Genomic DNA, 23,239 nt, shown 5'->3' on the forward strand with positions numbered 1-23,239 from the left:
GGATGGGGGGGCCGACGGCCGGGTTCAAGGCTCGGGCGCGGAACGCGGCGTCACGTCTGCCCAGCTGAACGCGCGTTCCACGGCCGCGCCGCGGCCCTTGGGCGCGAGCCGCACGGTGACTCGCAGCGGCTGGAAACCGGGCGGCAACACGATATCGCCCTCGACCTGCTGAAAATACTTGAACGCATACGGCACGCCGGGCGCGTCGGCGCGCTGGCGCAGGTCCGACCAGGCCAGCGTCTGCAGCCGGCCGTTGCGGGTGCCCTCGATCGCCAGCCGCATCTCGCCCTCGCTGGCCGCATCCCGGGCCAGGCTCTGGGTGAGCGTGGCGGTGTAGTGCCAGCCCTGATCGGTCCGGGGCTGCATGCGCAGCTCGTGGACGCTCAGCTCGCGCCCCTGCGAGGTCGAGCCGACAAAGCGCTCGTAGAACGCCACGTCGGCGCGCAACGCGGCGATCTCCTCGTCGCGTTCGGCCAGCGTTCCCTGCAGCTCGCGGTTCGCGTCGCGGCTGATCTGGTCGGAGCGCGTGAGCGTGGCGACCTGCTGCTGCAGCTCTTCGATCTGCGCGGCCTGGGCGGCGAGCTGGCGCTGCGGATGCGCAGCCCCGGGCGCGAACACCTGCCACGCGCCCCACAGGCCGAACAGCAACGACACCGCCGTCAAGCCGAGGAGTATCCGCGCCCAGCGCGGGCCGGGCGGAAGGCGGGCGGACGCACGGGGCGAGGCCGGCGTCGGGGGCTGCCCGGTGGGCTCAGGTGGAATCATCGGGCAAGGTATAGCGAGCGCGGCAAAGCGCAGTCAAGCCGCCGCGCTCCCTATACTCGTTGCCATCGTGCTGCGCGCCGCGCTGCGGCGAACCGGGAGGTCGCGATGTCGGAAGCCCATCTGTTCGCGATCGGTGTGGTGCTGGCGTGGCTGGCCGGCGTGCGCGCCTATCTGACTGTCTTCGGCGTCGGGGTCGCCGGCGCGCTCGGCTGGCTCGACCTGCCGCCCGCGCTCGAGGCCACGGCCTCGCCCTGGGTATTGGGCGTGTCGGGCGCGCTGGCGGTGGCCGAATTCTTCGCCGACAAGATCCCCGGCGTCGATTCGGGCTGGGACCTGCTGCAGACACTCGCGCGCGTGCCAGCCGGCGCCTTCCTCGCCGCGGCCGCGCTCTCGCCCGACGGCGATCTGGGCGCCGGGATGCTCGCCACCGGCGCGGGCGTGGCGCTGAGCAGCCATGCGCTCAAATCGGGAACGCGGCTGCTGCTCAATCTGTCGCCCGAACCGGTCAGCAATGTCGCCGCCTCCTCGACCGAGGACGCGATGACCGTCGGCGCACTCGGCTTGATCCTCGCCTCGCCCTGGCTGGCCCTGGCGCTGGTGGTGGCAATCGGCCTGACCGGCCTGCTCGCAGTGGCCTGGCTGTGGCGCCGGGTGTTCGGCCGCGCGCGCAAACGCGCGGCCGTCTTGCCGCGCTCCTGATCACGGCCGGGTAAAGTGATCACTTCCCAAGCTTCTCGTTTTTGCCCCCGCCATGCCCGATCCCGATAAACCGCAACGCGCGGAATTCCCTCCCACTGCGTACTGGAGGCGCTGGGCCGCCGATGCCGGCCGCCCATCGCTGCCCGATGCCACCGAGTCGTCTGCTGCCGAGCGCGTGGACACGACCGCGGCGTTGAACGACGACGGCAGGCCGTACCGGGTGCTGGTGGTCGAGGATGATCCGAGCCAGGCGCTGTTCGCCGAGAGCGTGCTCAACGGCGCCGGACTGCAGGCGCGCGTGGTCGCGATCGCCAACGAGTTCCTGTCGACGGTGGCCGAGTTCGCCCCGGACCTGGTGTTGATGGACCTGCACATGCCTGGTATGGACGGCGCCGAACTGACCGCGTTGCTGCGCCAGCAACCCGCGCATCGGCACATCCCGGTCGTATTCCTGACCGGCGACGTCGACCCCGAGCGCCAGTTCGAGGCGCTGGAAGTGGGCGCCGACGATTTCCTGACCAAGCCGGTCCGACCGCGTCACTTGGTGTCGGCGGTGCAGAACCGCATCCGCCGCGCTCGCACCCTGCAGCAGATGCCCGATCCGGGTCGCAGCCCGGTCACCGGCCTCAACAGTCGGCTGCAGTTGCTGCAGAAGCTCGCCGAGGCGATCCCGGCGCACCCGCGCGGCGTGCTGGCGTTCGTCGAGATCGAGGGCATCACCGCGCTGCGCGACCGCTACGGCTACGCCGGGCTGGAAACCGTGCTCACCGATGCCGGCCGCCACCTGCATCATCTGGTCGAAGGCGCAGCGGCCACGCGCTTGAACGACAACACCTTCCTGGTGTTCGCGCCGCAGATCGACCGGACCGCGCTCGACGTCTGGGCACGCGGGCTGCGTGACGGGATCGGCAGCCATCCCTTCCCGCTCGCGGGCCAGAGTCTGCGTCTGCGTGCGCTGATTGGCTATGCCGATCTCGCGCACGCCTACGAGGACCCGGGTACCGCACTGGCCGCCGCCGAACAGGCGCTGCGCGATGCGCGCGGCACGCCGGCCGGCATCGCGGTGCACATGCCGGCGCCGCCCGCGGGCGGCGACGACACGATGCCGTCGTTGTCGGAAGACCTGCGCGGCGCGCTCGACGAAGGCCGCATCGAACTGGCGTTCCAGCCGATCGTCTCGGTCGCCGGCGGCGACGAACCGCAGTACCAGACCCTGCTGCGCCTGCGCGGTCGTGATGGTGAGCTGCACTCGGCCGCGCGCATCCTGCCAGCGGCCGAACTGGCCGGCGTGATGTTCGACATCGACCGGCGGGTGCTGGAGCTGGCAATCGCCACGTTGGCCGAGCGCACCCAGCGCGGCGGCGCGATGCGCCTGTTCGTCTCGCAGTCCTCGCGCAGCCTGGTGCAAGCCGGCTATGCCGACTGGTTGCTGCAACGCCTGCACGATGCCGGGATTCCCGGCGCTGCGCTGGTCATCGATGTGCGTCAGGACGATGCGCTGATCCATGCGCTGTCGCTGCAGGAATTCTGCGCGCGCATGGTCCCGGCCGGCGTCCAACTGTGCCTGGGCCAGTACAGCGACGGCGAGGAGGCCAACGCGCTGCTCGCGCAACTTCCCTTGGGCTTTGTGCGCCTGTCGGGCCGGTATTCGCGTCAGCTCGACGAGCCGCGCGTCCGCGACGAGATGCGCGGCGCGGTCGAACGCGCGCACAGGCTCGGACTGCAGGTGATCGGCCAGCAGGTCGAGAACCCGCAGGCTGCCGCGACGCTGTGGATGAGCGGCATCGACTACATCCAGGGCAACCTGGTGCAGCGCGTGGCCGACGCGCTCGACTTCGACTTCCACCACTCGGTGCTGTAGCCGCGATGGCGCTCTCCGCCTTGCGCCGCGGCGCACTTCTGGCTGCGATCGCAGCAGCGGTGGCCGCGTCGCTACACATGCTCGCGATCCCCGGCCCCTGGCCACTGGTGGCCGCCGTGCTGGCGGCCGTGGCCGCGGTGGCGGTGTGGGCACTCGGCGCGCCGCTGCGCGCGCAGCAGCACGCGCTCGAAGACGCGCAGGCCCAGGCGCAGCGCGAGGCCCAGGCCTGCGAACAGTTGCAGCGCGAGCTCGATGCACACACGCATCTGGAGCAGCAACTGCGCCAGGCCAAGACCGCGGCCGAATCGGCGGTGCTGGCCAAGGGCGAGTTCCTGGCCACGATGAGCCACGAGATCCGCACGCCGCTCAACGGCATCACCCCGATGCTCGACCTGCTGCTGCACGCACCACTGCCGGCCGACCACCTCGAACTGGTCCGCACCGCTTATCTGTCGGCGCAGCAGATGCAACGCATCGTCGACGACATCCTCGACTACTCCAAGCTCGAGTCCGACCGGCTCGATCTGGAGGTCACCGGCTTCAATCTGCGCGAACTGCTGCAGAGCGTGATCCAGCCGATGGACCGCCAGGCCCAGGCCAAAGGGCTGCGCATGCAGTTGCAGATCGATCCGGCGGTGCGGCTGGCGGTATGCGGGGATCCGGTCCGGCTGCGCCAGATCCTGAGCAACCTGCTCAGCAATGCGGTGAAGTTCACCGAACGCGGCGGCATCACCGTGGACGTGCGGCGGCTGGGCGAGACGGCCACCCATCACCGGCTGCGCTTCGAGGTCCGCGATACCGGTATCGGCATTCCGGCACAAAGCCAAGCGCGGCTGTTCCAGGCCTTCAGCCAGGCCGACGCCTCGACGACGCGGCTCTACGGCGGCACCGGGCTGGGCCTGGCGATTTCGCGGCGGATCGTCGAACTCATGGACGGCAGCATCGGCGTCACGTCCGCGGCAGGCGCGGGCTCGACGTTCTGGTTCGAGATCCCGCTGCGCAAGGCCCGGGGCGATCTGCAGTCGGGTGCCGGCGCATCGGGGCCGGGGGCCGCACTGCTGCTGACCGCCGATGCGCGCCTGCGCGCCCGCCTGTCGATGCTGCTGTCGGACTGGGGCCTGCGCGTGCAGGCGGTCGAGACCACGCACGAAGCGCTGGAACTGCTGCGCCAGGGCGCGGGGGGCAGCCCGTCCGCGGCCTGGACGATCGTCATTGCCGACCTGGCCGGACTGCGTGATGGCGGCGTCGCGCTGCGCCGCAATCTCGCCCGGCATGCCGACTACGGGCAACCGCGGCTGATCTGCCTGCAGGGCGACGAGCCGGTCGACGGCCCGGACGATGAGGCCATCGTGCTCCACCGGCAGGCCCCGGATGTGCGCCTGCGCGAGGCGGTGCTGGGCGAGACGGTGCTTGGGGACGCATCGGACGCAGCGCAGCCCGCGCCGATACCGCCCCCACCTGCCACGGCGCCCAGCGCACGATCATCTACGGCCGCTGCACCACAGGGCGGCGCCGCGCTGAAGCCGCGCGTGCTGCTGGTCGAGGACAACCCGGTCAATCAGATGGTCGGGCAACGCTTGTTGGACGTGCTGGGCCTGCCATGCGAGACCGCCGGCAACGGCGAGATCGCGCTGGAGAAGCTCGCCGACGGCGGCTACGACATCGTGCTGATGGATTGTCAGATGCCGGTGTTGGATGGCTACGCGGCGACCCGGCGTTGGCGCGAGCGCGAGGCCGCGTCCGGCACCGGGCGCCGCCTGCCGATCGTCGCGATGACCGCCAATGCGATGGCCGGCGATCGGCAGAAGTGCCTGGATGCCGGCATGGACGATTACCTGGCCAAGCCGGTCACGCGCAACGAACTGGCGCGTTGCCTGGAGCGCTGGTGGTCGGCCGAGGCGGGGACGGGCGCTGGCACCGGGATGATGCCGGCCGCTACGGAAGCTGAGACGCCGCCGGCCACGCCAGTGACCGCCTCGCCCACCTCACCGCCCGCGCCGGCATTGCCGGACGCGCCGGGGCCCGATGTCCTCGACGGCGAGGTGCTCGACGACCTGCGCGATCTGCTCGGCGACGATGTCGACCGACTGGTGGCGGTGTTCCTCGACGACACCCCGCGCCTGCTCGCCAGCTTCAATGCCGCGGCCGCGGCAGGCGACCAGGACGCGATGCGCGAAGCCGCGCATTCGCTCAAGTCCTCGAGCGCGAATCTCGGCGCGCTGGCCCTGTCGGCGGAGGCGAAACGGATCGAGGCGGCGGCGCGGGCGGGAACGCTGCGTGAGGCCGAAGACGCGGCCCGGCGACTGGACGCGGCGTTCGCACACGCACGCCAGGCACTGCTGGCGCGGGCACCGGCCGCCGGCTGATCGGCGCGCCGGATGCGCGCCCGCACCCAGGCGCGATCAGTCGTCGCCCATCTGGCTCTGCAGATAATTCTCTTCGCCGATGCGATTGATCAGGTCGAGCTGCGTTTCCAGCCAGTCGACGTGTTCCTCTTCGTTTTCAAGGATGTCGGCCAGCAGCTTGCGGCTGACGAAATCGCCGACTTGCTCGCAATGCGCGATCGCCTCGCGCAGCACCGGCAAACCGTCCATCTCCAGCGCGAGGTCGCATTCGAGCATCTCGCGCGGCGTCTCGCCGATGCGCAGCTTGCCCAGTGCCTGGAAGTTCGGCAGCCCCTCGAGAAACAGAATGCGCTCCGACAACGCGTCGGCGTGCTTCATTTCCTCGATCGATTCCTTGTACTCATGCTTGCCCAGCGCCTCCAGGCCCCAGTGCTTGAGCATCTTGGCGTGCAGGAAGTACTGGTTGATCGCCGTGAGTTCGTTGTACAGCGCCTGATTGAGGTAGCGGATGACCTGCGCGTCGCCCTTCATCGCGGTGCGTCCTGTCGGGGGAAAGGCGCCACTCTAGCTGGACGCGCACGTCGATGAAGGAACGCGAATCGTGCGCATTCCTTCGTGCGACTGGAGGGGCTTAGGCGAGCGTCAGGCGGCCGAGGCGATCAGCGGCAACTCGAGCGTCGGCGCGCGCGCCGCGTGGTACTCATCGAGCAGACTGGCGGCCATGTCGGTGCAGCTGCCGCAGGTGGCGCCACAGCCGGTGCGCATCGTCAGCTCGGACACTTCGCGGCAGCCGTGCGCAGCGGCCTGGCGGATCTGGGTGTCGGTGACGCCGTTGCAGATGCAGACGAACAAGGCTGCGGTCCTGGCCGGGGCTGGGAGCCCTATTCGGCCACAAACGAGAATCACTGTCAAATGAGAAACGTTCAGCTGTGTCCGTCGGAATCGCGGTTGCGCAGCGCTTCGGGGCGACGCGCACGCCGCTGCGGCCGCCGCCCCCGGGGGCGCTCGACCGCGGCCTGCGGAATCGCCTGGGTCCCGGCAACCTTGCGCGCGTACGGCGCCAGATGCCGCAGTGCGCTGACGTAGACGCCGCGCTTGAACACCACCACATGATCGAGCGGGTACCAGAAGTCCACCCACCGCCAATGATCGAACTCTGGCTTGTCCGACAGGTCGAGCCGCAGATGGGTCTCCTCACCGACGAACTGCAGCAGGAACCAGACCTGCTTCTGGCCGATGCAGACGATACGGTCGTTGCGACGGATCGCCCGCTGCGGCAGGCGATAGCGCAGCCAGCCGGGCGTCGCCCCGAGCACGGAAACGTGCTCGGGCAACAGCCCGGTCTCCTCGCGCAACTCGCGGTACATGGCCTCGAGCGGCGTCTCGTCGGTATTCATCCCGCCTTGCGGGAACTGCCAGCCGTCGCGGCGCACCCGGCGCGCCCAAAACACGCGCCCGTCCGGGTGCATCAGCACGATGCCGACATTGGGTCTGAACCCGTCCGGATCGATCACGATGCGGACTCCTAATACGATTGACTGAGCGTCACTGTGCTCGACTCTGCCACGGCGCCGGCGGGGCGACAAGCGGTCGCAGCCTCGGTCCGCGCCACGCCCGCAGCCACCTTGCATGGCGGCGTTCAGCTCGGGGCACCGTCTGCGCACCAGGGCTCGGACGGGAATCGGACGTGCATCGAGCCGCCACGGCGACGATCGGCTCCACCACCGTGCTGCCTCAGATACGACGACCGGCTTGCATGATCGCGCCGGCACCGCACCTGGGCGCCTCGGACGCATGGCGCAGGCACGCACCGGCATGCCGATACCGGGCATCGACAGGTGCGAGGGTCGCAGACAGCAAAAACCCGCCGGGCGGCGGGTTTTCGAAGCGGTTCCGATGGTGGCTATGGGTGGACTCGAACCACCGACCCCAGCATTATGAGTGCTGTGCTCTAACCGGCTGAGCTACATAGCCATCGGGCGCCGTCGCGTTGGCGACGAGCCGCGCATTCTGCAACGCGCGGCGGCCCGCGTCAACGGGCCACCGCCTTCGCCTCAGCGGGTCGCGGGTGCCGCCGGGGTCTCGCGCAGGCCCAACTGGTCGAGCATGAACGCGTACATCTCGGCCGACTCGCGGTAGCGGCGGAAACGGCCCGACTTGCCGCCGTGTCCGGCCTCCATATTGGTGCGGAACACCACCGGATGGGTGCCGGTGTTGACGTCACGCAACCGCGCCACGTACTTCGCCGGCTCCCAGTACTGGACCTGCGAATCCCACAGCCCGGTGCCGACGAACATCGCCGGGTAGGCCTTGGCTTCGAGGTTGTCGTAGGGCGAGTAGCCGAGGATGTAGTCGTAATAGCGCTTGTCCTCCGGGTTGCCCCACTCGTCGTACTCGTTGGTGGTCAGGGGGATGCTCGGGTCGAGCATCGTCGTGACCACGTCGACGAACGGCACCTGCGACAGGATCACCCGGTACTTCTCGGGCGCCATGTTCGAGATCGCGCCCATCAGCAGGCCGCCGGCGCTGCCGCCGTAGGCGGCGACGCGATCGGGCGCCGCATAGCCGCGCTTGACCAGATCGTCGGTGACATCGATGAAGTCGGTGAAGGTGTTGACCTTGTTGAGCAGCTTGCCGTCGTCATACCAGGCGCGGCCCATTTCCTCGCCGCCGCGGATGTGCGCGATCGCATAGACCATGCCGCGGTCGAGCAGGCTGACATTGGTCACGCTGAAGCCCGGATCCATCGAGGCCCCGTAGCTGCCGTAGCCGTACTGCAGCATCGCCGCCGTGCCGTCCTTCTCGAAGCCTTTGCGGTAGACCAGCGAGACCGGCACGCGCTGGCCGTCGCGCGCAGTCGTCCACACGCGCTCGGTGACGTAGTTGGCCGGGTCGTAGCCGATCACCGTCTGCTGCTTGAGCTGGCGACGCTCGCCGGTACGCGTGTTGACCTCGAACGTCGTCGCCGGCGTGGTCAGCGAGGTATAGCTGTAGCGCAGCCAGTCGGTGTCGGGCTCGGAATTGATCGACAGGCCCATCGCGTAGGCCGGTTCGTCGGCCTGCACGAACGTGTCGCTGCCGTCGGCCTTGAGCACGCGCACGCGGGTCAGTGCCTGCGCACGTTCCTCGATGGCGGTGAAGCCGTCGAACAGCTCGTAGCCTTCGATGTACACATCGTCGCGGTGCGGCACCAGGTCGGTCCACTGCCGACGCGAGGTCGCATCGCTGGGCGCGGTGACGAGCTTGAAGTTCGTCGCCTTGTCCGCATTGGTGCGGATCACCCAGCGCCCGCCGTGATGGTCGGCGTCGTATTCGACATCGCGCGCGCGCGGCGCGAGCACGGTGAACGTCTCGGGATTGTCGGCCGGGGCATAGCGCAGTTCGCTCGACACGGTGCTGCCCAGGCCGATGACGATGAAGCGGTCGTCGCGGGTGCGATCGATGCCCATGTAGAAGCTGTCGTCCTTCTCCTCGTAGACCAGCACGTCGTCGGCGACCGGCGTGCCGAGCACGTGTTTCTTCACGCGCACGGTGAGCAGGGTCTCCGGATCGTTCTCGACGTAGAACAGGGTCTTGCCATCGTCGGCCCAGACCAGGTTCGCCGACACGCCGGGGATGGTCTCGGGATAGATCTCGCCGGTCTCCAGGTTCTTGAAGCGCACCGTGTACTGGCGCCGGCCATTGGTGTCGTCGGCGTAGGCCAAGATACGGTTGTCGCGGGTCACGTCCCAGTCGCCGACCGCGTAGTAGTCCTTGCCCTCGGCGAGCTGGTTGACGTCGAGCATCACCTGCTCGCCGGCGAAGTCGCCCTTGGCGTTCGCAGCCTGGATCGACAGCGCATCGACCCCAGGACCGTCCGCGCGGCGCGCATGCACCGGGTAATCCTTGCCCGTCTCGAAGCGCGCGTAGTACCAGAAGCCGCGATCGCGGTACGGCACCGAGCTGTCGTCCTGCTGGATCCGGCCGACGATCTCGTCATAGAGACGGTCCTCGAGCGGCTTGAGCGGCGCGAGCATCGCATCGGCATAGGCGTTCTCGGCGTTGAGATACGCCAGCATTGCCGGATCCTCGCGCTTGTCGTCGCGCAGCCAGTAGTAGACGTCCTCGCGCGTCGCACCGTGCGGCGCCTTGACGGTATGCGGGCGCTGCTCGGCATCGGGCGGAACCGGCGCGGCAGCGTGGGTGACGGGAGAAACGCTCATCAGGCTCAGACTCGTCAGGATCGGCGCGGCCAGCAACGCGGCCGCGCGGGGGAAAGGTGTCTTCATAGGTGGGTCCACTCGCTGCCGATGCAACGTCAGAAAGAACACCGGCCGCGAAGGCGGCCGGTGCACGAGGGCATCACTTGCCCAGTTGCTGCCACAGGAACGTCAGGTAGAGCGCATCCATATGGGCCTGCTGGCGGTTGTTCGCCGCGCCGCCATGGCCGCCTTCGATGTTCTCGTAGTAGCGCACGTCCTTCCCGGCCTCCGACATCCTGGCCATCATCTTGCGCGCGTGGCCGGGGTGCACGCGGTCGTCGCGCGTCGAGGTCAGGATCAGCGTCGGCGGATAGTCCTTGGCCGGATCAAACAGGTGGTACGGCGAGAACGTGCGGATGAATTCCCACTCTTCCGGCTTGTCCGGATTGCCATACTCGGCCATCCACGATGCACCGGCCAGCAGCTGGTGATAGCGGCGCATGTCGAGCAGCGGCACCTGGATCACCACCGCGCCGAACAGCTCCGGGTACTGGGTGAGCATGTTGCCGGTGAGCAGGCCGCCGTTGCTGCCGCCGCGAATGCCCAGGTGGGCCGGGGATGTGATCTTGCGGTCGATCATGTCCTGGGCGACCGCGGCGAAGTCCTCATACGCCTTGTGGCGGTTCTGCTTGAGCGCCGCCTGGTGCCAGCGCGGACCGTACTCGCCGCCGCCGCGGATGTTGGCGACTGCGTACACGCCGCCCTTCTCCAGCCAGCCCTTGCCCACGCCGCCCGAGTAGCCTGGAGTCAGCGAGATCTCGAAGCCACCGTAGCCGTAGAGCAGCGTCGGATTGCTGCCGTCGAGCTGCATGTTCTTCGGGCGCACCAGGAAGTACGGCACGCGGGTGCCGTCCTTGGACGTGGCGAAGTGCTGCTCGACCTCGTGGGTGCTGGCGTCGAAGAACGCCGGCATTGTCTTGAGGATGTCGGGCGCCTTGTCGCTGCCGACCTCCGCCAGCATCAGCGTGCTGGGCGTGAGGTAGTCGGTGACGGTCATCCACACCGCGTCGGACTCGTCGCTGTCGACCGCGGTGACCGCGACCGTGCCCAGTTCGGGCACGCCAGCCAGTGCGCTGCGCGCCCAGCCGTCGGCGCCGGGGGTCAGCACGGTGAGCGTGTTCTTGACGTCCTCGAGCACGTTGAGCACGAGGTGGTGCTTGGTCCAGGTCGCACCGGCGAGCGAGGTGGTCTCGGTGGGCTCGAACAGCACCTCGAACTCGCGCTTGCCGTCCATGAAATCGTCGAACTTCGTCACCAGCAACGAGCCCGCCGGATAGTCGCGACCGCCGACGTTCCAGGCCTCGCGCAGTTCCAGCATCAGCCAGTCGTGGTGGACCGACTTGTTGGCCGAGTTCGGCGCGTCGACCTTGGTCAGCTGACCGTCGGCGCCGCGCAGGTAGAGCTCATCGTTGTAGAAAGCCAGCGTGCGGCTGACGAAATCGCGCTCGAAGCCCGGCGTGTCGTCGCGCATCGCGGCGATGTACATGTCGTCCGGCTTGCCCTCGTAGACCAGCGTGGCTTGGTCCATCGACTGGCCGCGCGCCAGCTGCTTGACGATGCGCGGGTAGCCCGACGAGGTCAGCGACCCGTCGCCGAAATCGGTGTAGACGTAGACGTTGTCCTGGTCGATCCAGCCCAGTCCGCCCTTGGCTTCGTCACGGAAGAAGCCGCCATCGACCCAAGACTTGGTCGACACGTCGAATTCGCGCGTCACGTCGGCGTCAGCGCCGCCGCGCGAGAGCGCGATCAGGCAACGGGTGTAGGCCGGGCGCAGGCAGCTGGCGCCGTGCCACACCCAGTTCTCGCCCTCGGCCTTGTTGAGCGCGTCGAGGTCGAGCACGGTCTCCCATTTGGGCTGCGGCTTGCGGTACTCCTCGAGCGTGGTGCGGCGCCAGATGCCGCGCTCGTGGTTCCGGTCGCGCCAGAAGTTGTAGTACCACTCGCCCTGCTTGTAGGCGACCGGGATCTTGTCGTCGGAATCGTAGATCGCCAGCAGGTCGGACTCGAGTTGCTTGAACTCGGGCGTGGCGGCGAGCTCGGCCTCGGCCTTGGCGTTCTGGGTGCGGACCCAGTCGAGGGCCTTGTCGTCGGTGACGGCTTCGAGCCACTGGTAGGGATCGTTCACGGCGGCCTCCTGGGCGGATGCGGTGCCCATCGAGAGGCCGGCGGAGATCCCGGCGGCGAGGCAGAGCTTGGACAACAGGGACATGGCGCCTCCGGCGGGCGGGGATTCAAGTAACCCCCAACGCTAGCACGGGCATCGGCAGCCGCCGCATGACCAAAGTCACCCCTTTCGGGTGCGCGGCCTCAGCGGCCCAGCGGCAACCAGCCTGCTGCGGCGAGCGCGGCGCGCAGGGGTGTGGCCGTGCGGCGACGCGGCGCGGGCCGGCGGGCCGCCTGCGGAAGGCCTGGCCGACGCCGCCGCAAGACCGCTGACGAGGCCAGCTTGCGGCGGCGCGGCAGGCGAAGCACGCACCAGGTGAGCCAGGCGGCCGCAGGCATGCCGACCAACCACAGCGGCGGCCAGCCGACCACGGCGACACCGCTGCGCAGCCCGGGAAACGACAGCAGCGCGACACTGCCCAGGAACAGCAGGCCGAGCAGGCCGGCGCCGACGAGGGCACGGGGATCGGAGGCAGGCGATTCGAAGACATTCGACATGGCGACAGAAGCTCCCAGCGCGCCCGGTTTGGGCCGTGCGGAGAGTCTGAGTCGCGCCCATCTCATGGACTGCGACATCGCCTGAGCGACCGGAAAACGAGGGCGGTCGCGCCCTGCCCTCGCGCCCTGCCCGATGCCGCGCCCCCTGGACACGGCGCATGCCGTGCCGCCGGCGCCGGCATGCAGGCTGCGCTTCCGACACAGCGCGGCGGGTCGCGCGCGACCCGGTGCGCCGATCAGCGCTCGTACTTCGATAGCGCCAGTTCCAACAGCGAGCGGGCCTGCTCGCGCAGCGCGACGGGCTCGGCGATCTGCGCATCGGCCCCGTAATGCAGCACGTCCATCAACAACTCGCGCGCATTGCTGTAGGGCACCTTGAGCTCGTAGCGGCCGTCGGGCAGGAACCGGCCCTGCTGCTGCGAATGCCAATGCTCGTCGGCGACCCAGCGCGCGGCGCGGGCCTCGAACAGGATCGTCGCCACGCCCTTGGGCGGGCCGGAGAAGATGCCGTAGCTGCCGGCCAGATGGGTGTCGAGTTCGGCATCCTCGATGTCGCGCGCCTGCCCGGGCAGCATGCGCGCGTTGGTGATGCGATCGACCGAGAAGCTGCGCAGCGCGTCGCGATCGTGGTCCCAGGCGTCGAGATACCAGTTGTCGCGGTAGTGGGTGATGCGCTGCGGGGAGACCGTGCGGCGGGTGCGTTCGTCGGTCGAGCGGGCGCGGTACTCGAATGCGAGCTGGCGACGCTCGAGCACCGCCGAGCAGACGTTGCGGAACGCGTGCTCGTCCATGCGTCGGCCGCGATGCGGCACCACGCGTACGCGCTGCACCGGCCACTGCTTGCCGGCCGAGTGTTCGTCGAGCAGCTTCTCGATCCGCGACTGCAGCGGCGCCAGCGCGCTCGACAGCACGCCGCCGCCACTGCGCGAGAGCAACTGCTGGGCGGCAAGCAAGGCATGCAGTTCACCCGAGCTCAGCCATAGGCCTGGCAACTCGAAACGGTCGCCCTCGGCGCTGTCGTAGCGGAAGCCCGCATCGCCATCGCCCACGACCGGCGCCATCAGCGCATCGCGCAGAAACGCCAGGTCACGGTAGACGGTGGCACGCGAGCATTCCAGTTCGTCCTGCAGCCGCGCCACCGTGACCGGATAGCGCGAGGTCTTGAGGATGCGGTGCAACGAGAGGATGCGTTCGTATCGGTCCATGCGCCGATTATGGCCCGTCGTCGCGGCCCGCGGCGCGATGGCGCACCGGATAACCGCTCGCTAACGGGTCGGCTCTAGACTCGCGCGCGGATCAGGAGACGGCCCGGCATGACGCACCCCAGACCCGATCGCACCGGCGCGATCGCCGCAGCACTCACGCTCGCCTGCCACTTGGTGGTCCTGGCCTGGCTGCGGTCTGGCCCCGTCGGGCCACATGCCCCCCGCGCCGACGACCGCCCGCTCCAGGTGGTCTGGCTCGACCCCGAGCCGGCGACCGCGCCTGGTGTCGCCCCGCCGCCCGCGTCCCGCGTGGCGCCAGCGCCGTCCGTGCCTTCCGGGCCGTCGACCGCACCGACGCCGCGGTCCAGCCTGACCGCGGTCGAGATCGCGCCGGCCGCCACCCCCGATGTCGAACCCTCCGCGGCGCCGCTGCATGCCCAGGCCCGGGCATGGGCACGCGCCCAGACCGCACCGGTCGACTTCGCCCCCGACCCCCTGCGCCATCGCGCGCCGCCACGCCCCGATGACAGCTTCGCGATGCGCGCGCCGATCTCGGCGCAGGACGTGGTCGAGGGCATCGGCGCGCTGGTGTTCGGCGGCGGACCGACCGACCCCTGCCCGCAGATCCGCCGCAACCTCGCCAATGCCGACCTCGGCGCTGGGCGGGCATTGGCCGAGGAAGAGCTTCACCGGCTGCAGCGCGACTGCCTGTAGCGGATTACGCGCAGCTCAGTCGCGCGCGCCGGCCTCGCGCACATGGGCCAGCGCTGCGGCAGCGACGCGCGCGGCCTGGCCGCGCAGCTCAGGCATCGCGATGCTTTCCCACAATGTGCCGATCCGCGGAATCCCCAACGTCCACAGACCCGGCACCGTCGCCCCCGAACGATCGCGCACACCGCCGGCAGCGTCGGTGTCGATGCCCATGCCGTGCGGCCCTGGACGTGCCAGCCCCCGCGCGTGCAACGCCGCCGGCAGGGTACCGGGCACCTGCGTCGGCCGTTTCTCCAGTCCGGTGGCGTTGACGATGCGATCGACCATCAGGCGCTCGTCGTCGTTGCGCCGACGGCGACGCCAGTCGAGCTGCCAGCGGCCGTCGTCGCACGCCGCCACCGTCATCACCCGGCCGGCATGCAGCGAGAAGCGACCATCGTGGCGCATCGCCTCGACCACCGCAGCCGCCTCGGGCGCGATGCGATGCCGATGGATGTCCCAATGGCGCACCGCATGACGCAGGAAGCGGGCCTGCTCGGCCGGCGGCCAAGCCTGCCACAGCGTCTGCACCTGCGGGCGCAGCCGCTCGAGCGCGTCCTGCCAGGGCCGGCCCTGGGCCTGCGCCTCGGCAGCCCATCGCCGCAACAGGCGCATGCGCGCACGCACGCCCAACGGCAACAATGGCTCGACGCCCCCGGCCTGCGGCACCGTCCCCGGCGCGTGGGCCAGCGGCAGCAGCCCGTGGCGCGAGATCGCAACGATCCGGCCGCGATGTCCATTGGCATGCAGCGTCAGCAGCACGTCGACCATGCTCAGCCCCGCGCCCACGATCGCGACGTCGGCCTCCGGCGCGATCGCGGCCACCACGGCGTACTGCCAGGCCTCGATGATGCCGGGTGCGGCCGCACCGACGCCGGACACAGGCAGCGCGGCGGGCACCCCACCGGTCGCCAGCACCACCGCGCGCGCGCGCAAGTCGGTGCCCGCGCCGGTTCGCAACGCGAAGCCGGGCGCAGTCGGGCGGATCTCGCCGACCGTCTCGGTCAGCCGCATCAGCGTGCCGGCCTGCAGCGCCGCTGCCAGGCGCGCCTGCAGATAGTCGCCGTAGACACGGCGCGGCGCGAACGTCGCTGGCAAGGCCTCGGCCGGGAGTGCCGCCGTGCTTGGCGCCTCGCGCAGGAACGCCAGGAAGTCGTCCGGCCGGTCGTCGAACGCACTCATCCGCGCGGCGTTCACATTGAGCAGGTGCTCGTCACGCGGTGTCGAATACGCCACGCCTTGAGCCAGATCCGGCCGCGGTTCGACGAGCGCCACGCGCAGGTCAGGAGTTGCGAGCAGGTGCAGCGCCACCAGAGCGCCGGCCGCGCCGCCCCCGATCACGGCGACATCGACCTCGGGAAGAGCAGGCTGGGACACGGCAGAATCCTTGGGCGCGGACCGGGCATTATCGCGCGTCCCGCTCCGCCACCCGGTTGCCCCGCACTGCGAACCAGCAGCTGAACCCAGGACGCCGATCGATGGCACTTGGGTTGGAAGCGTCGGACGCGCTCGGCATAATCGGCTGTAACCGATTTCATGAATGGCTGTCATGCTCGCTGGCTGGTGGCTGGCTTTCGCAGGCCTGCCGATCTACACACAACCGCTTCCGGCCGCACCGGAGCAACCGGCTGTGCTCGCCGTGGCAACGCGCCAGGTGCCGTTGCGCCGGCCTTGCTTCCGGCTCAAGTGCACGGACGCGGAATGGACCGCGAGCGCGGCCCGGCGCCGGATCTGGGCGCCGCGTGCGCCAGGCGTCCGCCCCAAGTCGGTCGCACCGCCCGTCATCCGCCTGCCCGATCGTCCGGCGATCGCGCTGTATTCGCCGTTCGCGCAACGCGACAGCTTCCGCTCAGGCGGCAATCACGTGAAGTGGGACACCAGCTACGGGATCGAGGCGATCCGCAGCCCCGAGACCTCGTTGCGACTGGAATTCGGCACCGGCGTGCGCATCGAGCCGTACACCGACTTCGGCACCGCGGTGCCCGGACCCGTGGCCCGTGGCCAGCTCCAGTTGTCGCAGGAGCTCGGCCGCCGCGCGTCGTTCACCCAGCAGGTGCAGGTCGAGACCGGCCGCGAGAACACCTTCCTGCGGCAGACGCTGGCGTTCGATTACGAGCTGTTTCCGCAATGGACGCTGCGCTCGGACTTCGAGCTGCGCCACGACACGCTGGGCAACGGCGGCCGCGGCAGCACCGACACCGAGAGTTCGCTGAAGGTGCAGTACCAGTTCTGAGCGGCCAAGTCCGCCGCTCGCGCAGTCCTCAACCGGGCAGGAACGCGCCCGCGCCGCCTTCGAGCAGGCGGGCAGCCACCGCCGACCCCAGCGCCTCGCCCTCGCCTTCCGGGGCCTCGCCCCCGGCGCGAACCGCGCGGCCGTCGAGAGCCGAACCGACCAGCCCGTCGAGCAGGATCCGTCCACCGTCCAGCCGCGCGAACGCAGCGACCGGGACGTGGCAACTGCCATGCAGGGCCCGGTTCATCGCACGCTCGGCCTCGACGCAGCGACGCGTAGGGCCGTGGTCGAGCGCGGCCACCAGGGCCTGCAGCTGCGGGGTATCGTCGCGGCATTCGATCGCGATCGCGCCCTGGGCCGGGGCGGGCAGCCAGTCGGGCGCATCCAGCCGTGCGCGGATGCGGGCGTCCAGGCCGAGCCGCTGCAGCCCGGCGCACGCCAGCACGATCGCGTCGTACTGCCCGCTGTCGAGCTTGGCCAGCCGGGTGTTGACGTTGCCGCGCAGGTCGAGGATCTCCAGATCCGGGCGACGCGCACGCAGCTGCGCCTGGCGCCGCAACGATGAGGTGCCCACGCGCGCACCCTCAGGCAGGGCGTCGATCGATGCGCACGTGTTGCTGACGAACGCATCGGCATGGTCGGCGCGTGCCAGGATCGCCGGCAGCGCGAACCCGGGCTCGAGCTCCATCGGCACATCCTTGAGCGAGTGCACGGCGCAGTCGGCGTCGCCGGCCTGCATCGCGATCTCCAGTTCCTTGAGGAACAAGCCTTTGCCGCCGATCGCCGCCAGCGAGCGGTCGAGCACCTCGTCGCCGCGCGTGCTCAACGGCACCAGTTCGACCTCGAGGCCGGGATGGCGCGCGCGCAGGGCCGCGGCGACGTGTTCGCTCTGCCACAACGCGAGTGGGCTCTTGCGGGTGGCGATACGCAGTCGTTCCATCCGGCCATTATCGACGATCCCGGCACCGGGACGCGAACCTCTGGATCGCTAGAGCTGGCGCACCGCGTCGCGCAGCTGCGGCACGCAGCGCCGACTGACCTCGAGCGTGCGCTCGGCGTGGCGCAGCACGGCATGGACATGGCCCTCGGCATCGCGGCGCAGTTCCAGCAGCTCGTGGCGCGCGACCAGACAATTGCGGTGGATGCGCACGAAGCGGTCGCCGAACTCCTCCTCGAGCGACTTGAGCGATTCCTCGACCAGGTCCTCGCCGCGTGCGTGGTGCACCACGACGTACTTCTCCTCGGCCTGCAGGTAGCGGATGTCCTCGACCGGAATCAGCCGGAGGCTGCCGCGCAGCCGTGCGCACAAATGGGTCCGCTGACGGTCGGCCACGACCGAGGCGGCCTCGCGCCCCGCGACGAACGCACGTGCGCGTTCGACCGCCGCCTGCAGCCGTTCGCCACGCACCGGCTTGACCAGGTAATCCACCGCGGCGGCCTCGAAGGCCTTGAGCGCATGGGCATCGTAGGCGGTGCAGAACACGATCGCCGGCCGAGGCTCGAAGGTATTGAGATGTCGGGCCGCCTCCAGGCCATCGATCCCCGGCATCGCGATGTCGAGCAATACCAGCGCCGGCGCGTGCGCCGCGCAGGCGTCCAGCGCCGCGCGACCGTCGCCGACCTCGGCGACGACCTCCACGCCCGGCACCTGCGCCAGCAATGTGCGCAGCCGCTCGCGGGCGAGCGGCTCGTCGTCAGCGATCACGACCTTCATGGTCTTCCGCTCCCCTCAAGGCCCGGTCCTGCGATGGTGCCCCGCCCGGCATCCGCACGCCAGCGGATCGGACCGCCGGGCGCACTGCACTGCGTCGCACCCCCGGCCCATGGGCCATGCCGCCGTCAGCCCGCGAACCGCGCGCTCAGCCAGTCGCCCAGGTCGGCGATCTCCTCGGCGCATACCGAGTGCGGCATCGGATAGGTCTGCCACTGCACATCGAAGCCGAACTGGCGCAGCAGCGCGGCGCTCTGCTGCCCGGCGATCGCGGGCACCACGGGGTCCTGGGTGCCGTGCGCCATGAACACCGGCTGCGCAACTGCGCCTTTGACCAGAGCATCGTGCGCCGTGGCAGCAGCGGGCAGATAGGTCGATAGCCCGACCAACCCACCCAGCGGCGCAGTGCGGCGCAGCCCGGCTGCGAGCGTGATCGCGCCGCCCTGCGAAAAGCCGGCCAGGATCACCCGCGCCGGCGGGACCCCGCGCTCGGCCTCACGGGCGATCAGCGCATCGACCTGAGCCACCGACGTCTGCACGCCGGCCTCGTCAGCGCGATTGCCCAGGTCGATGTCGACGATGTCGTACCAGGCCCGCATGCGCACGCCGTTGTTGATCGTCACTGGGCGCACCGGTGCGTGCGGAAACACGAAGCGCAGGGCCGGCCAGTCGGGGCGGACGAGCTCGGGCACGATGGGCGCGAAGTCGTTGCCGTCGGCGCCCAGGCCGTGCAGCCAGATCACGCTCCACGCAGGCGCGGGCCCGGTCTCGCGTTCAATGCAGTCGAGCAGTGCGGTGTCGTCGTTCATTCGGATGTCGTCGTGGGACCGCCCGTCAGTGTAAGCGCTGGCCCCCGAGGCGGCAGCGTGTCAATCGGCGCGCGGCGCCACCGGCGCCTCGGCCTGCGCCCGCAGTTCGCTGGCACGCAGCAGCACACGCGGCGGCGCGGCCTCCTCGGGCGTGGCGAACAGGCGCGCCCGGCGCATCGCCTGCCCCAGCCGCCGCGACGAGGTCAGCCGGACGATCGGAATCGAGCCGGCCAGGCCGATGATCATCGGCGACATCCACAGTGCCAGCCCAGGCGATATCCACCACGCGACGATGCCCATGCCGATGCCAAGCACCGTGGTACCGCGATAGCTGCGCCACAGCTCGCCATAGGTCTGCCGCCCATCGTCGCGTTGCTGGGCGTCCCAGCCCGAATCGCGCCCTGCCAGTACCTCGGCCACGCCGCGCGACTGCACGTACATGGTGACCGGCGCCATCAGCGCCGCCAGGATGTTTTCGATCAACAGGCTGACGAACCCGCGGACGGCCCCGCCGCAGCCACGGCGCATCCGCGCATCGCTCAAAGTGGCGATGTAGCCGAAGATCTTCGGCGCGAACAGCAGCACCATCGTCAGCACGAACACGCCCATGAAGCGGCCGTCGTCGATCGCCATCCAGTAACCCGCCGCCGAAAAGCCATTCTCGCCAGGGATGCCGTGCTGCAGCGGCACCGCGAGCCCCACCAGGATCAACATCGCCCACAGCGGTGCGGTCAGGTAGTGCCCGATGCCGATCAGCATGTGCCAGCGGTTGACCCAGTGCAGGCCACGCGCCGGCAGCACACCGCCGTGCTGCAGGTTGCCCTGACACCAGCGACGATCGCGGATGAGCATGTCGGTCAGCGTCGGCGGCCCTTCCTCGTAGCTGCCCTCGAGCGTCGGCACCATGTGCAAGGCCCAACCGCCGCGACGCAACAGCGCCGCCTCGACGAAATCGTGGCTGAGCACGGTGCCGCGGAAAGGAGTGGTGCCATGGAGCTCGGGCAGACCGCCATGGGCGGCGAACGCGGCACTGCGGATCATCGCGTTGTGGCCCCAGTAATTGCTTTCCGCGCCATGCCACCAAGCCACGCCCTGCGCGATCACCGGGCCGTACATGCGGCCGGAGAACTGCTGCATCCGCGCGAACATCGTCGTGCCGTTGACGATCACCGGCAGGGTCTGGATCAAGGCGACATCGTCGTGGCGCTCCATCGCACCGACCAGGCGCACCAGGGTGTCGCCGGTCATCAGGCTGTCGGCATCGAGGATCAGGAACTGCGGATAGCCCCCGCCCCAGCGCCGCACCCAATCGGCGATGTTGCCGGCCTTGCGCTCCCGGTTGTCCTCCCGGCGCCGGTAATAGAGCGTGACGCCCAGATCCAGCGCACGCAGCCGCGCAAAGGCCTGCAGCTCGCGTGCGTGGATGCCCGCGTCGCGGGTATCACTGAGGACGAACAGATCGAACCGATCGCCCTGTCCGGTCTCGGCCAGGGATTCGCAGATTGCCTGAACGCCAGCGAACAACCGCTCGGGATGTTCGTTGTAGGTCGGCATCAGCAACGCGGTGCGCGAGGCCAAGACCGGCAATGGGTCCCGGGCCTCGATGCCCAGCCGCGCGGGCCGGCGCAGCAGCACCATCGCAAAGCCGGCCAGCGAACTTGCGAATGATTGCGCGATCCAGGCGAACAACGGCACGAACACCGCCAGCAGCAGGCCCTCGAGCACATCGATGCCGCCGATCCGCAGCAGCCACCAGATCTGATAGGTGGCCAGCACGGTCAGTCCGCCGGTCACACCGACGACCGCAGCCCGGCGCCAGCCCATCCCGCGCGGTGCGCTGGGCAGGCGCGGCGAGACCAAGCGCCCGGTGCGCAACGACTGCACGGGCATGGGAATCGGATGTTCGGGCGGCAGGGGCGCAGGTGACGGCCGGATCCCCGGCGGTGCAGGCGCGATCATGCGCGGCACCGCAATGCGCGCTCGGGCCTGGCGGGGCGCGCCACAGCTGCCACCAATCGATCAGGGTCGAGCATCATCGTTCCGCCGCATCGCATTCAGGTAGTGCCGCAATGTAACGATGCGGATGTAAGGGTTTCGCGAAACGGTGCGCTTGATGGTGGGCCCACCAGGACTCGAACCTGGAACCAAAGGATTATGAGTCCTCTGCTCTAACCATTGAGCTATAGGCCCGTGCTGGACGCATCGTACCAAGCCGGGCTCTCTGCACACCACGATTATCCGCTCTGCAGAACTCGCTTGGCCACGCGACGCGCGCGTGGGCGTTCGCACGGATGCGCGGCAGTGCCCGCGCAGGCCATCAATGCTTTCTACCTGAACCGGGCACGCCCGCTCCGTTTCGCGCATCGGTCCGCGCTATCGAAAAACCGGGGTCAGAGTGCAATATCGGCTCGAAATTGCACTCTGACCCCGGTTTTGCCGGCACAGAAGACACGCAAAGAAAAACCCCCGCCGGAATCCGGCGGGGGTTTAGGGTAAAGACCCTGGCGATGACCTACTCTCGCATGCTAGATGCACACTACCATCGGCGCATGTACGTTTCACTTCCGAGTTCGGAATGGGATCGGGTGGTTCCATACAGCTATTGTCACCAGGGAGAGGGTGGAGGGTCGCCAGGATGTGGGGAGTCTTCGCATTTTTGGACAGTCCGCACATGGAAGTGCGGGCTTTATGCGAGGGACTCGCCATACCGGCGCTCACGCTCTCAGAGGTTGGGAAGTAGCGAACATTGGGACGACTGTACGTGTCGTAGGGCCAAGGATGCTTCGGATTGCGAAGCAACTTGAGGTTATATGGTCAAGCCACACGGATCATTAGTACTGGTTAGCTCAATACATTGCTGTACTTACACACCCAGCCTATCAACCACCTGGTCTTGATGGTTCCTTCAGGGGAGTCAAGCTCCCGGGAGATCTCATCTTGAGGCGCGCTTCCCGCTTAGATGCTTTCAGCGGTTATCGCTTCCGAACATAGCTACCCGGCAGTGCCACTGGCGTGACAACCGGAACACCAGAGGTTCGTCCACTCCGGTCCTCTCGTACTAGGAGCAGCCCCTCTCAAATCTCCAACGCCCATGGCAGATAGGGACCGAACTGTCTCACGACGTTCTGAACCCAGCTCGCGTACCACTTTAAATGGCGAACAGCCATACCCTTGGGACCGACTACAGCCCCAGGATGTGATGAGCCGACATCGAGGTGCCAAACACCGCCGTCGATATGAACTCTTGGGCGGTATCAGCCTGTTATCCCCGGAGTACCTTTTATCCGTTGAGCGATGGCCCTTCCATACAGAACCACCGGATCACTAAGTCCTACTTTCGTACCTGCTTGATCCGTCGATCTTGCAGTCAAGCACGCTTATGCCTTTGCACACAGTGCGCGATGTCCGACCGCGCTGAGCGTACCTTCGAGCTCCTCCGTTACTCTTTGGGAGGAGACCGCCCCAGTCAAACTACCCACCATACACGGTCCCCGATCCGGATAACGGACCTAGGTTAGAACGTCAAGCACGACAGGGTGGTATTTCAAGGTTGGCTCCGCTGCAGCTAGCGCCACAGTTTCATAGCCTCCCACCTATCCTACACAGACGAACTCAACGTTCAGTGTAAAGCTATAGTAAAGGTTCACGGGGTCTTTCCGTCTTGCCACGGGAACGCTGCATCTTCACAGCGATTTCAATTTCACTGAGTCTCGGGTGGAGACAGCGCCGCCATCGTTACGCCATTCGTGCAGGTCGGAACTTACCCGACAAGGAATTTCGCTACCTTAGGACCGTTATAGTTACGGCCGCCGTTTACCGGGGCTTCGATCAAGAGCTTCGCCTTGCGGCTGACCCCATCAATTAACCTTCCGGCACCGGGCAGGCGTCAGACCCTATACGTCCACTTTCGTGTTTGCAGAGTCCTGTGTTTTTGATAAACAGTCGCAGCGGCCTGGTCA

At 68.6% G+C, this 23,239-nt stretch carries 18 protein-coding genes, 2 tRNA genes and 2 rRNA genes (1 of these 22 running past the window's edge); 5 read left to right on the top strand and 17 right to left on the bottom strand.

Features of this window, described 5'->3' with window-relative positions; translation table 11 throughout:
- Nucleotides 1-24: 24 nt before the first annotated feature.
- Complete coding sequence (locus BEN78_03815; protein ID ASR42651.1) at nucleotides 25-765, bottom strand: hypothetical protein; 741 nt, start codon at nucleotides 763-765, stop codon at nucleotides 25-27.
- A gap of 105 nt (nucleotides 766-870) precedes the next feature.
- On the opposite strand from BEN78_03815, the gene BEN78_03820 reads away from it, so the two are divergent.
- From BEN78_03820 to BEN78_03830, 3 genes are read left to right on the top strand one after another with little or no spacing between them, the layout of a single operon-like run.
- Nucleotides 871-1,464, top strand: coding sequence for a hypothetical protein (locus tag BEN78_03820; protein ASR42652.1), 594 nt, complete (start codon nucleotides 871-873; stop codon nucleotides 1,462-1,464).
- Nucleotides 1,465-1,516: 52 nt separating this feature from the next.
- A complete protein-coding gene (locus tag BEN78_03825) occupies nucleotides 1,517-3,325 on the top strand; it encodes a hypothetical protein (protein ASR42653.1) in 1,809 nt (602 codons plus the stop codon).
- A gap of 5 nt (nucleotides 3,326-3,330) precedes the next feature.
- Nucleotides 3,331-5,691: a hypothetical protein gene (locus BEN78_03830; protein ASR42654.1), complete on the top strand. Its 2,361-nt coding sequence runs from the start codon at nucleotides 3,331-3,333 to the stop codon at nucleotides 5,689-5,691.
- Nucleotides 5,692-5,727: 36 nt separating this feature from the next.
- Here BEN78_03830 and BEN78_03835 read toward each other — a convergent pair whose 3' ends face one another.
- The 8 genes from BEN78_03835 to BEN78_03870 form a co-directional block, all read right to left on the bottom strand.
- On the bottom strand, nucleotides 5,728-6,201 hold the full coding sequence (locus tag BEN78_03835; GenBank protein ASR42655.1) for a bacterioferritin: 474 nt from the start codon (nucleotides 6,199-6,201) through the stop codon (nucleotides 5,728-5,730).
- Between the two features lie 111 nt (nucleotides 6,202-6,312).
- Nucleotides 6,313-6,522 (bottom strand): bacterioferritin, encoded by a 210-nt coding sequence (locus BEN78_03840; GenBank protein ASR42656.1) that lies wholly within the window; start codon nucleotides 6,520-6,522, stop codon nucleotides 6,313-6,315.
- A 71-nt stretch (nucleotides 6,523-6,593) separates the two neighbouring features.
- Nucleotides 6,594-7,184 (bottom strand): RNA pyrophosphohydrolase, encoded by a 591-nt coding sequence (locus tag BEN78_03845; GenBank protein ID ASR42657.1) that lies wholly within the window; start codon nucleotides 7,182-7,184, stop codon nucleotides 6,594-6,596.
- Between the two features lie 383 nt (nucleotides 7,185-7,567).
- A tRNA-Met gene (locus BEN78_03850) sits at nucleotides 7,568-7,644 on the bottom strand.
- A gap of 80 nt (nucleotides 7,645-7,724) precedes the next feature.
- The gene (locus tag BEN78_03855) at nucleotides 7,725-9,872 is read right to left on the bottom strand and encodes an oligopeptidase B (protein ASR44890.1); all 2,148 of its coding nucleotides are present in this window, start codon (nucleotides 9,870-9,872) and stop codon (nucleotides 7,725-7,727) included.
- Between the two features lie 139 nt (nucleotides 9,873-10,011).
- Nucleotides 10,012-12,120, bottom strand: a complete 2,109-nt coding sequence (locus BEN78_03860) for a prolyl oligopeptidase (protein ID ASR42658.1) — start codon at nucleotides 12,118-12,120, stop codon at nucleotides 10,012-10,014.
- 98 nt (nucleotides 12,121-12,218) lie between these two features.
- Nucleotides 12,219-12,572, bottom strand: a complete 354-nt coding sequence (locus BEN78_03865) for a hypothetical protein (protein ASR42659.1) — start codon at nucleotides 12,570-12,572, stop codon at nucleotides 12,219-12,221.
- Nucleotides 12,573-12,808: 236 nt separating this feature from the next.
- On the bottom strand, nucleotides 12,809-13,777 hold the full coding sequence (locus tag BEN78_03870; protein ID ASR42660.1) for a transcriptional regulator: 969 nt from the start codon (nucleotides 13,775-13,777) through the stop codon (nucleotides 12,809-12,811).
- A 108-nt stretch (nucleotides 13,778-13,885) separates the two neighbouring features.
- Here BEN78_03870 and BEN78_03875 point away from each other — a divergent pair, with 108 nt between their 5' ends.
- Nucleotides 13,886-14,491, top strand: coding sequence for a hypothetical protein (locus tag BEN78_03875; protein ID ASR42661.1), 606 nt, complete (start codon nucleotides 13,886-13,888; stop codon nucleotides 14,489-14,491).
- 15 nt (nucleotides 14,492-14,506) lie between these two features.
- Here BEN78_03875 and BEN78_03880 read toward each other — a convergent pair whose 3' ends face one another.
- Nucleotides 14,507-15,904 carry a hypothetical protein gene (locus BEN78_03880; GenBank protein ID ASR42662.1) on the bottom strand — a complete coding sequence of 466 codons (1,398 nt, stop codon included), beginning with the start codon at nucleotides 15,902-15,904 and terminating at the stop codon, nucleotides 14,507-14,509.
- Nucleotides 15,905-16,076: 172 nt separating this feature from the next.
- On the opposite strand from BEN78_03880, the gene BEN78_03885 reads away from it, so the two are divergent.
- Nucleotides 16,077-16,760, top strand: coding sequence for a hypothetical protein (locus tag BEN78_03885; GenBank protein ASR42663.1), 684 nt, complete (start codon nucleotides 16,077-16,079; stop codon nucleotides 16,758-16,760).
- Between the two features lie 28 nt (nucleotides 16,761-16,788).
- Here the strand turns inward: BEN78_03885 and BEN78_03890 are convergent, their stop codons facing one another.
- The 7 genes from BEN78_03890 to BEN78_03920 all read right to left on the bottom strand — a co-directional run.
- On the bottom strand, nucleotides 16,789-17,700 hold the full coding sequence (locus BEN78_03890; GenBank protein ASR42664.1) for a hydroxymethylbilane synthase: 912 nt from the start codon (nucleotides 17,698-17,700) through the stop codon (nucleotides 16,789-16,791).
- Between the two features lie 48 nt (nucleotides 17,701-17,748).
- Nucleotides 17,749-18,474 (bottom strand): DNA-binding response regulator, encoded by a 726-nt coding sequence (locus BEN78_03895; protein ID ASR42665.1) that lies wholly within the window; start codon nucleotides 18,472-18,474, stop codon nucleotides 17,749-17,751.
- 125 nt (nucleotides 18,475-18,599) lie between these two features.
- Entirely contained in the window at nucleotides 18,600-19,280 is a 681-nt protein-coding gene (locus BEN78_03900; GenBank protein ID ASR42666.1) for a carboxylesterase, read from the bottom strand.
- A gap of 60 nt (nucleotides 19,281-19,340) precedes the next feature.
- Entirely contained in the window at nucleotides 19,341-21,239 is a 1,899-nt protein-coding gene (locus BEN78_03905) for a glucan biosynthesis glucosyltransferase H (GenBank protein ID ASR42667.1), read from the bottom strand.
- 155 nt (nucleotides 21,240-21,394) lie between these two features.
- A tRNA-Met gene (locus BEN78_03910) sits at nucleotides 21,395-21,470 on the bottom strand.
- Nucleotides 21,471-21,779: 309 nt separating this feature from the next.
- Nucleotides 21,780-21,893 (bottom strand): 5S ribosomal RNA (rrf, locus tag BEN78_03915).
- A 188-nt stretch (nucleotides 21,894-22,081) separates the two neighbouring features.
- Nucleotides 22,082-23,239, bottom strand: a 23S ribosomal RNA gene (locus BEN78_03920) (it continues 1,736 nt past the right edge of the window).

It is taken from the genome of Xanthomonas citri pv. mangiferaeindicae, assembly GCA_002240395.1.
Taxonomy (GTDB): Bacteria; Pseudomonadota; Gammaproteobacteria; order Xanthomonadales; family Xanthomonadaceae; genus Luteimonas; species Luteimonas citri_A.

What these genes read in the sequence shown, in the direction of transcription:
- BEN78_03865 (ASR42659.1), bottom strand. Translation starts at nt 12,572, where the DNA reads ATGTCGAATGTCTTCGAATCGCCTGCCTCCGATCCCCGTGCCCTCGTC.
- BEN78_03870 (ASR42660.1), bottom strand. Translation starts at nt 13,777, where the DNA reads ATGGACCGATACGAACGCATCCTCTCGTTGCACCGCATCCTCAAGACC.
- BEN78_03890 (ASR42664.1), bottom strand. Translation starts at nt 17,700, where the DNA reads ATGGAACGACTGCGTATCGCCACCCGCAAGAGCCCACTCGCGTTGTGG.
- BEN78_03825 (ASR42653.1), top strand. Translation starts at nt 1,517, where the DNA reads ATGCCCGATCCCGATAAACCGCAACGCGCGGAATTCCCTCCCACTGCG.
- BEN78_03885 (ASR42663.1), top strand. Translation starts at nt 16,077, where the DNA reads ATGCTCGCTGGCTGGTGGCTGGCTTTCGCAGGCCTGCCGATCTACACA.
- BEN78_03875 (ASR42661.1), top strand. Translation starts at nt 13,886, where the DNA reads ATGACGCACCCCAGACCCGATCGCACCGGCGCGATCGCCGCAGCACTC.
- BEN78_03820 (ASR42652.1), top strand. Translation starts at nt 871, where the DNA reads ATGTCGGAAGCCCATCTGTTCGCGATCGGTGTGGTGCTGGCGTGGCTG.
- BEN78_03855 (ASR44890.1), bottom strand. Translation starts at nt 9,872, where the DNA reads ATGAGCGTTTCTCCCGTCACCCACGCTGCCGCGCCGGTTCCGCCCGAT.
- BEN78_03815 (ASR42651.1), bottom strand. Translation starts at nt 765, where the DNA reads ATGATTCCACCTGAGCCCACCGGGCAGCCCCCGACGCCGGCCTCGCCC.
- BEN78_03835 (ASR42655.1), bottom strand. Translation starts at nt 6,201, where the DNA reads ATGAAGGGCGACGCGCAGGTCATCCGCTACCTCAATCAGGCGCTGTAC.
- BEN78_03900 (ASR42666.1), bottom strand. Translation starts at nt 19,280, where the DNA reads ATGAACGACGACACCGCACTGCTCGACTGCATTGAACGCGAGACCGGG.
- BEN78_03860 (ASR42658.1), bottom strand. Translation starts at nt 12,120, where the DNA reads ATGTCCCTGTTGTCCAAGCTCTGCCTCGCCGCCGGGATCTCCGCCGGC.
- BEN78_03830 (ASR42654.1), top strand. Translation starts at nt 3,331, where the DNA reads ATGGCGCTCTCCGCCTTGCGCCGCGGCGCACTTCTGGCTGCGATCGCA.
- BEN78_03895 (ASR42665.1), bottom strand. Translation starts at nt 18,474, where the DNA reads ATGAAGGTCGTGATCGCTGACGACGAGCCGCTCGCCCGCGAGCGGCTG.
- BEN78_03905 (ASR42667.1), bottom strand. Translation starts at nt 21,239, where the DNA reads ATGATCGCGCCTGCACCGCCGGGGATCCGGCCGTCACCTGCGCCCCTG.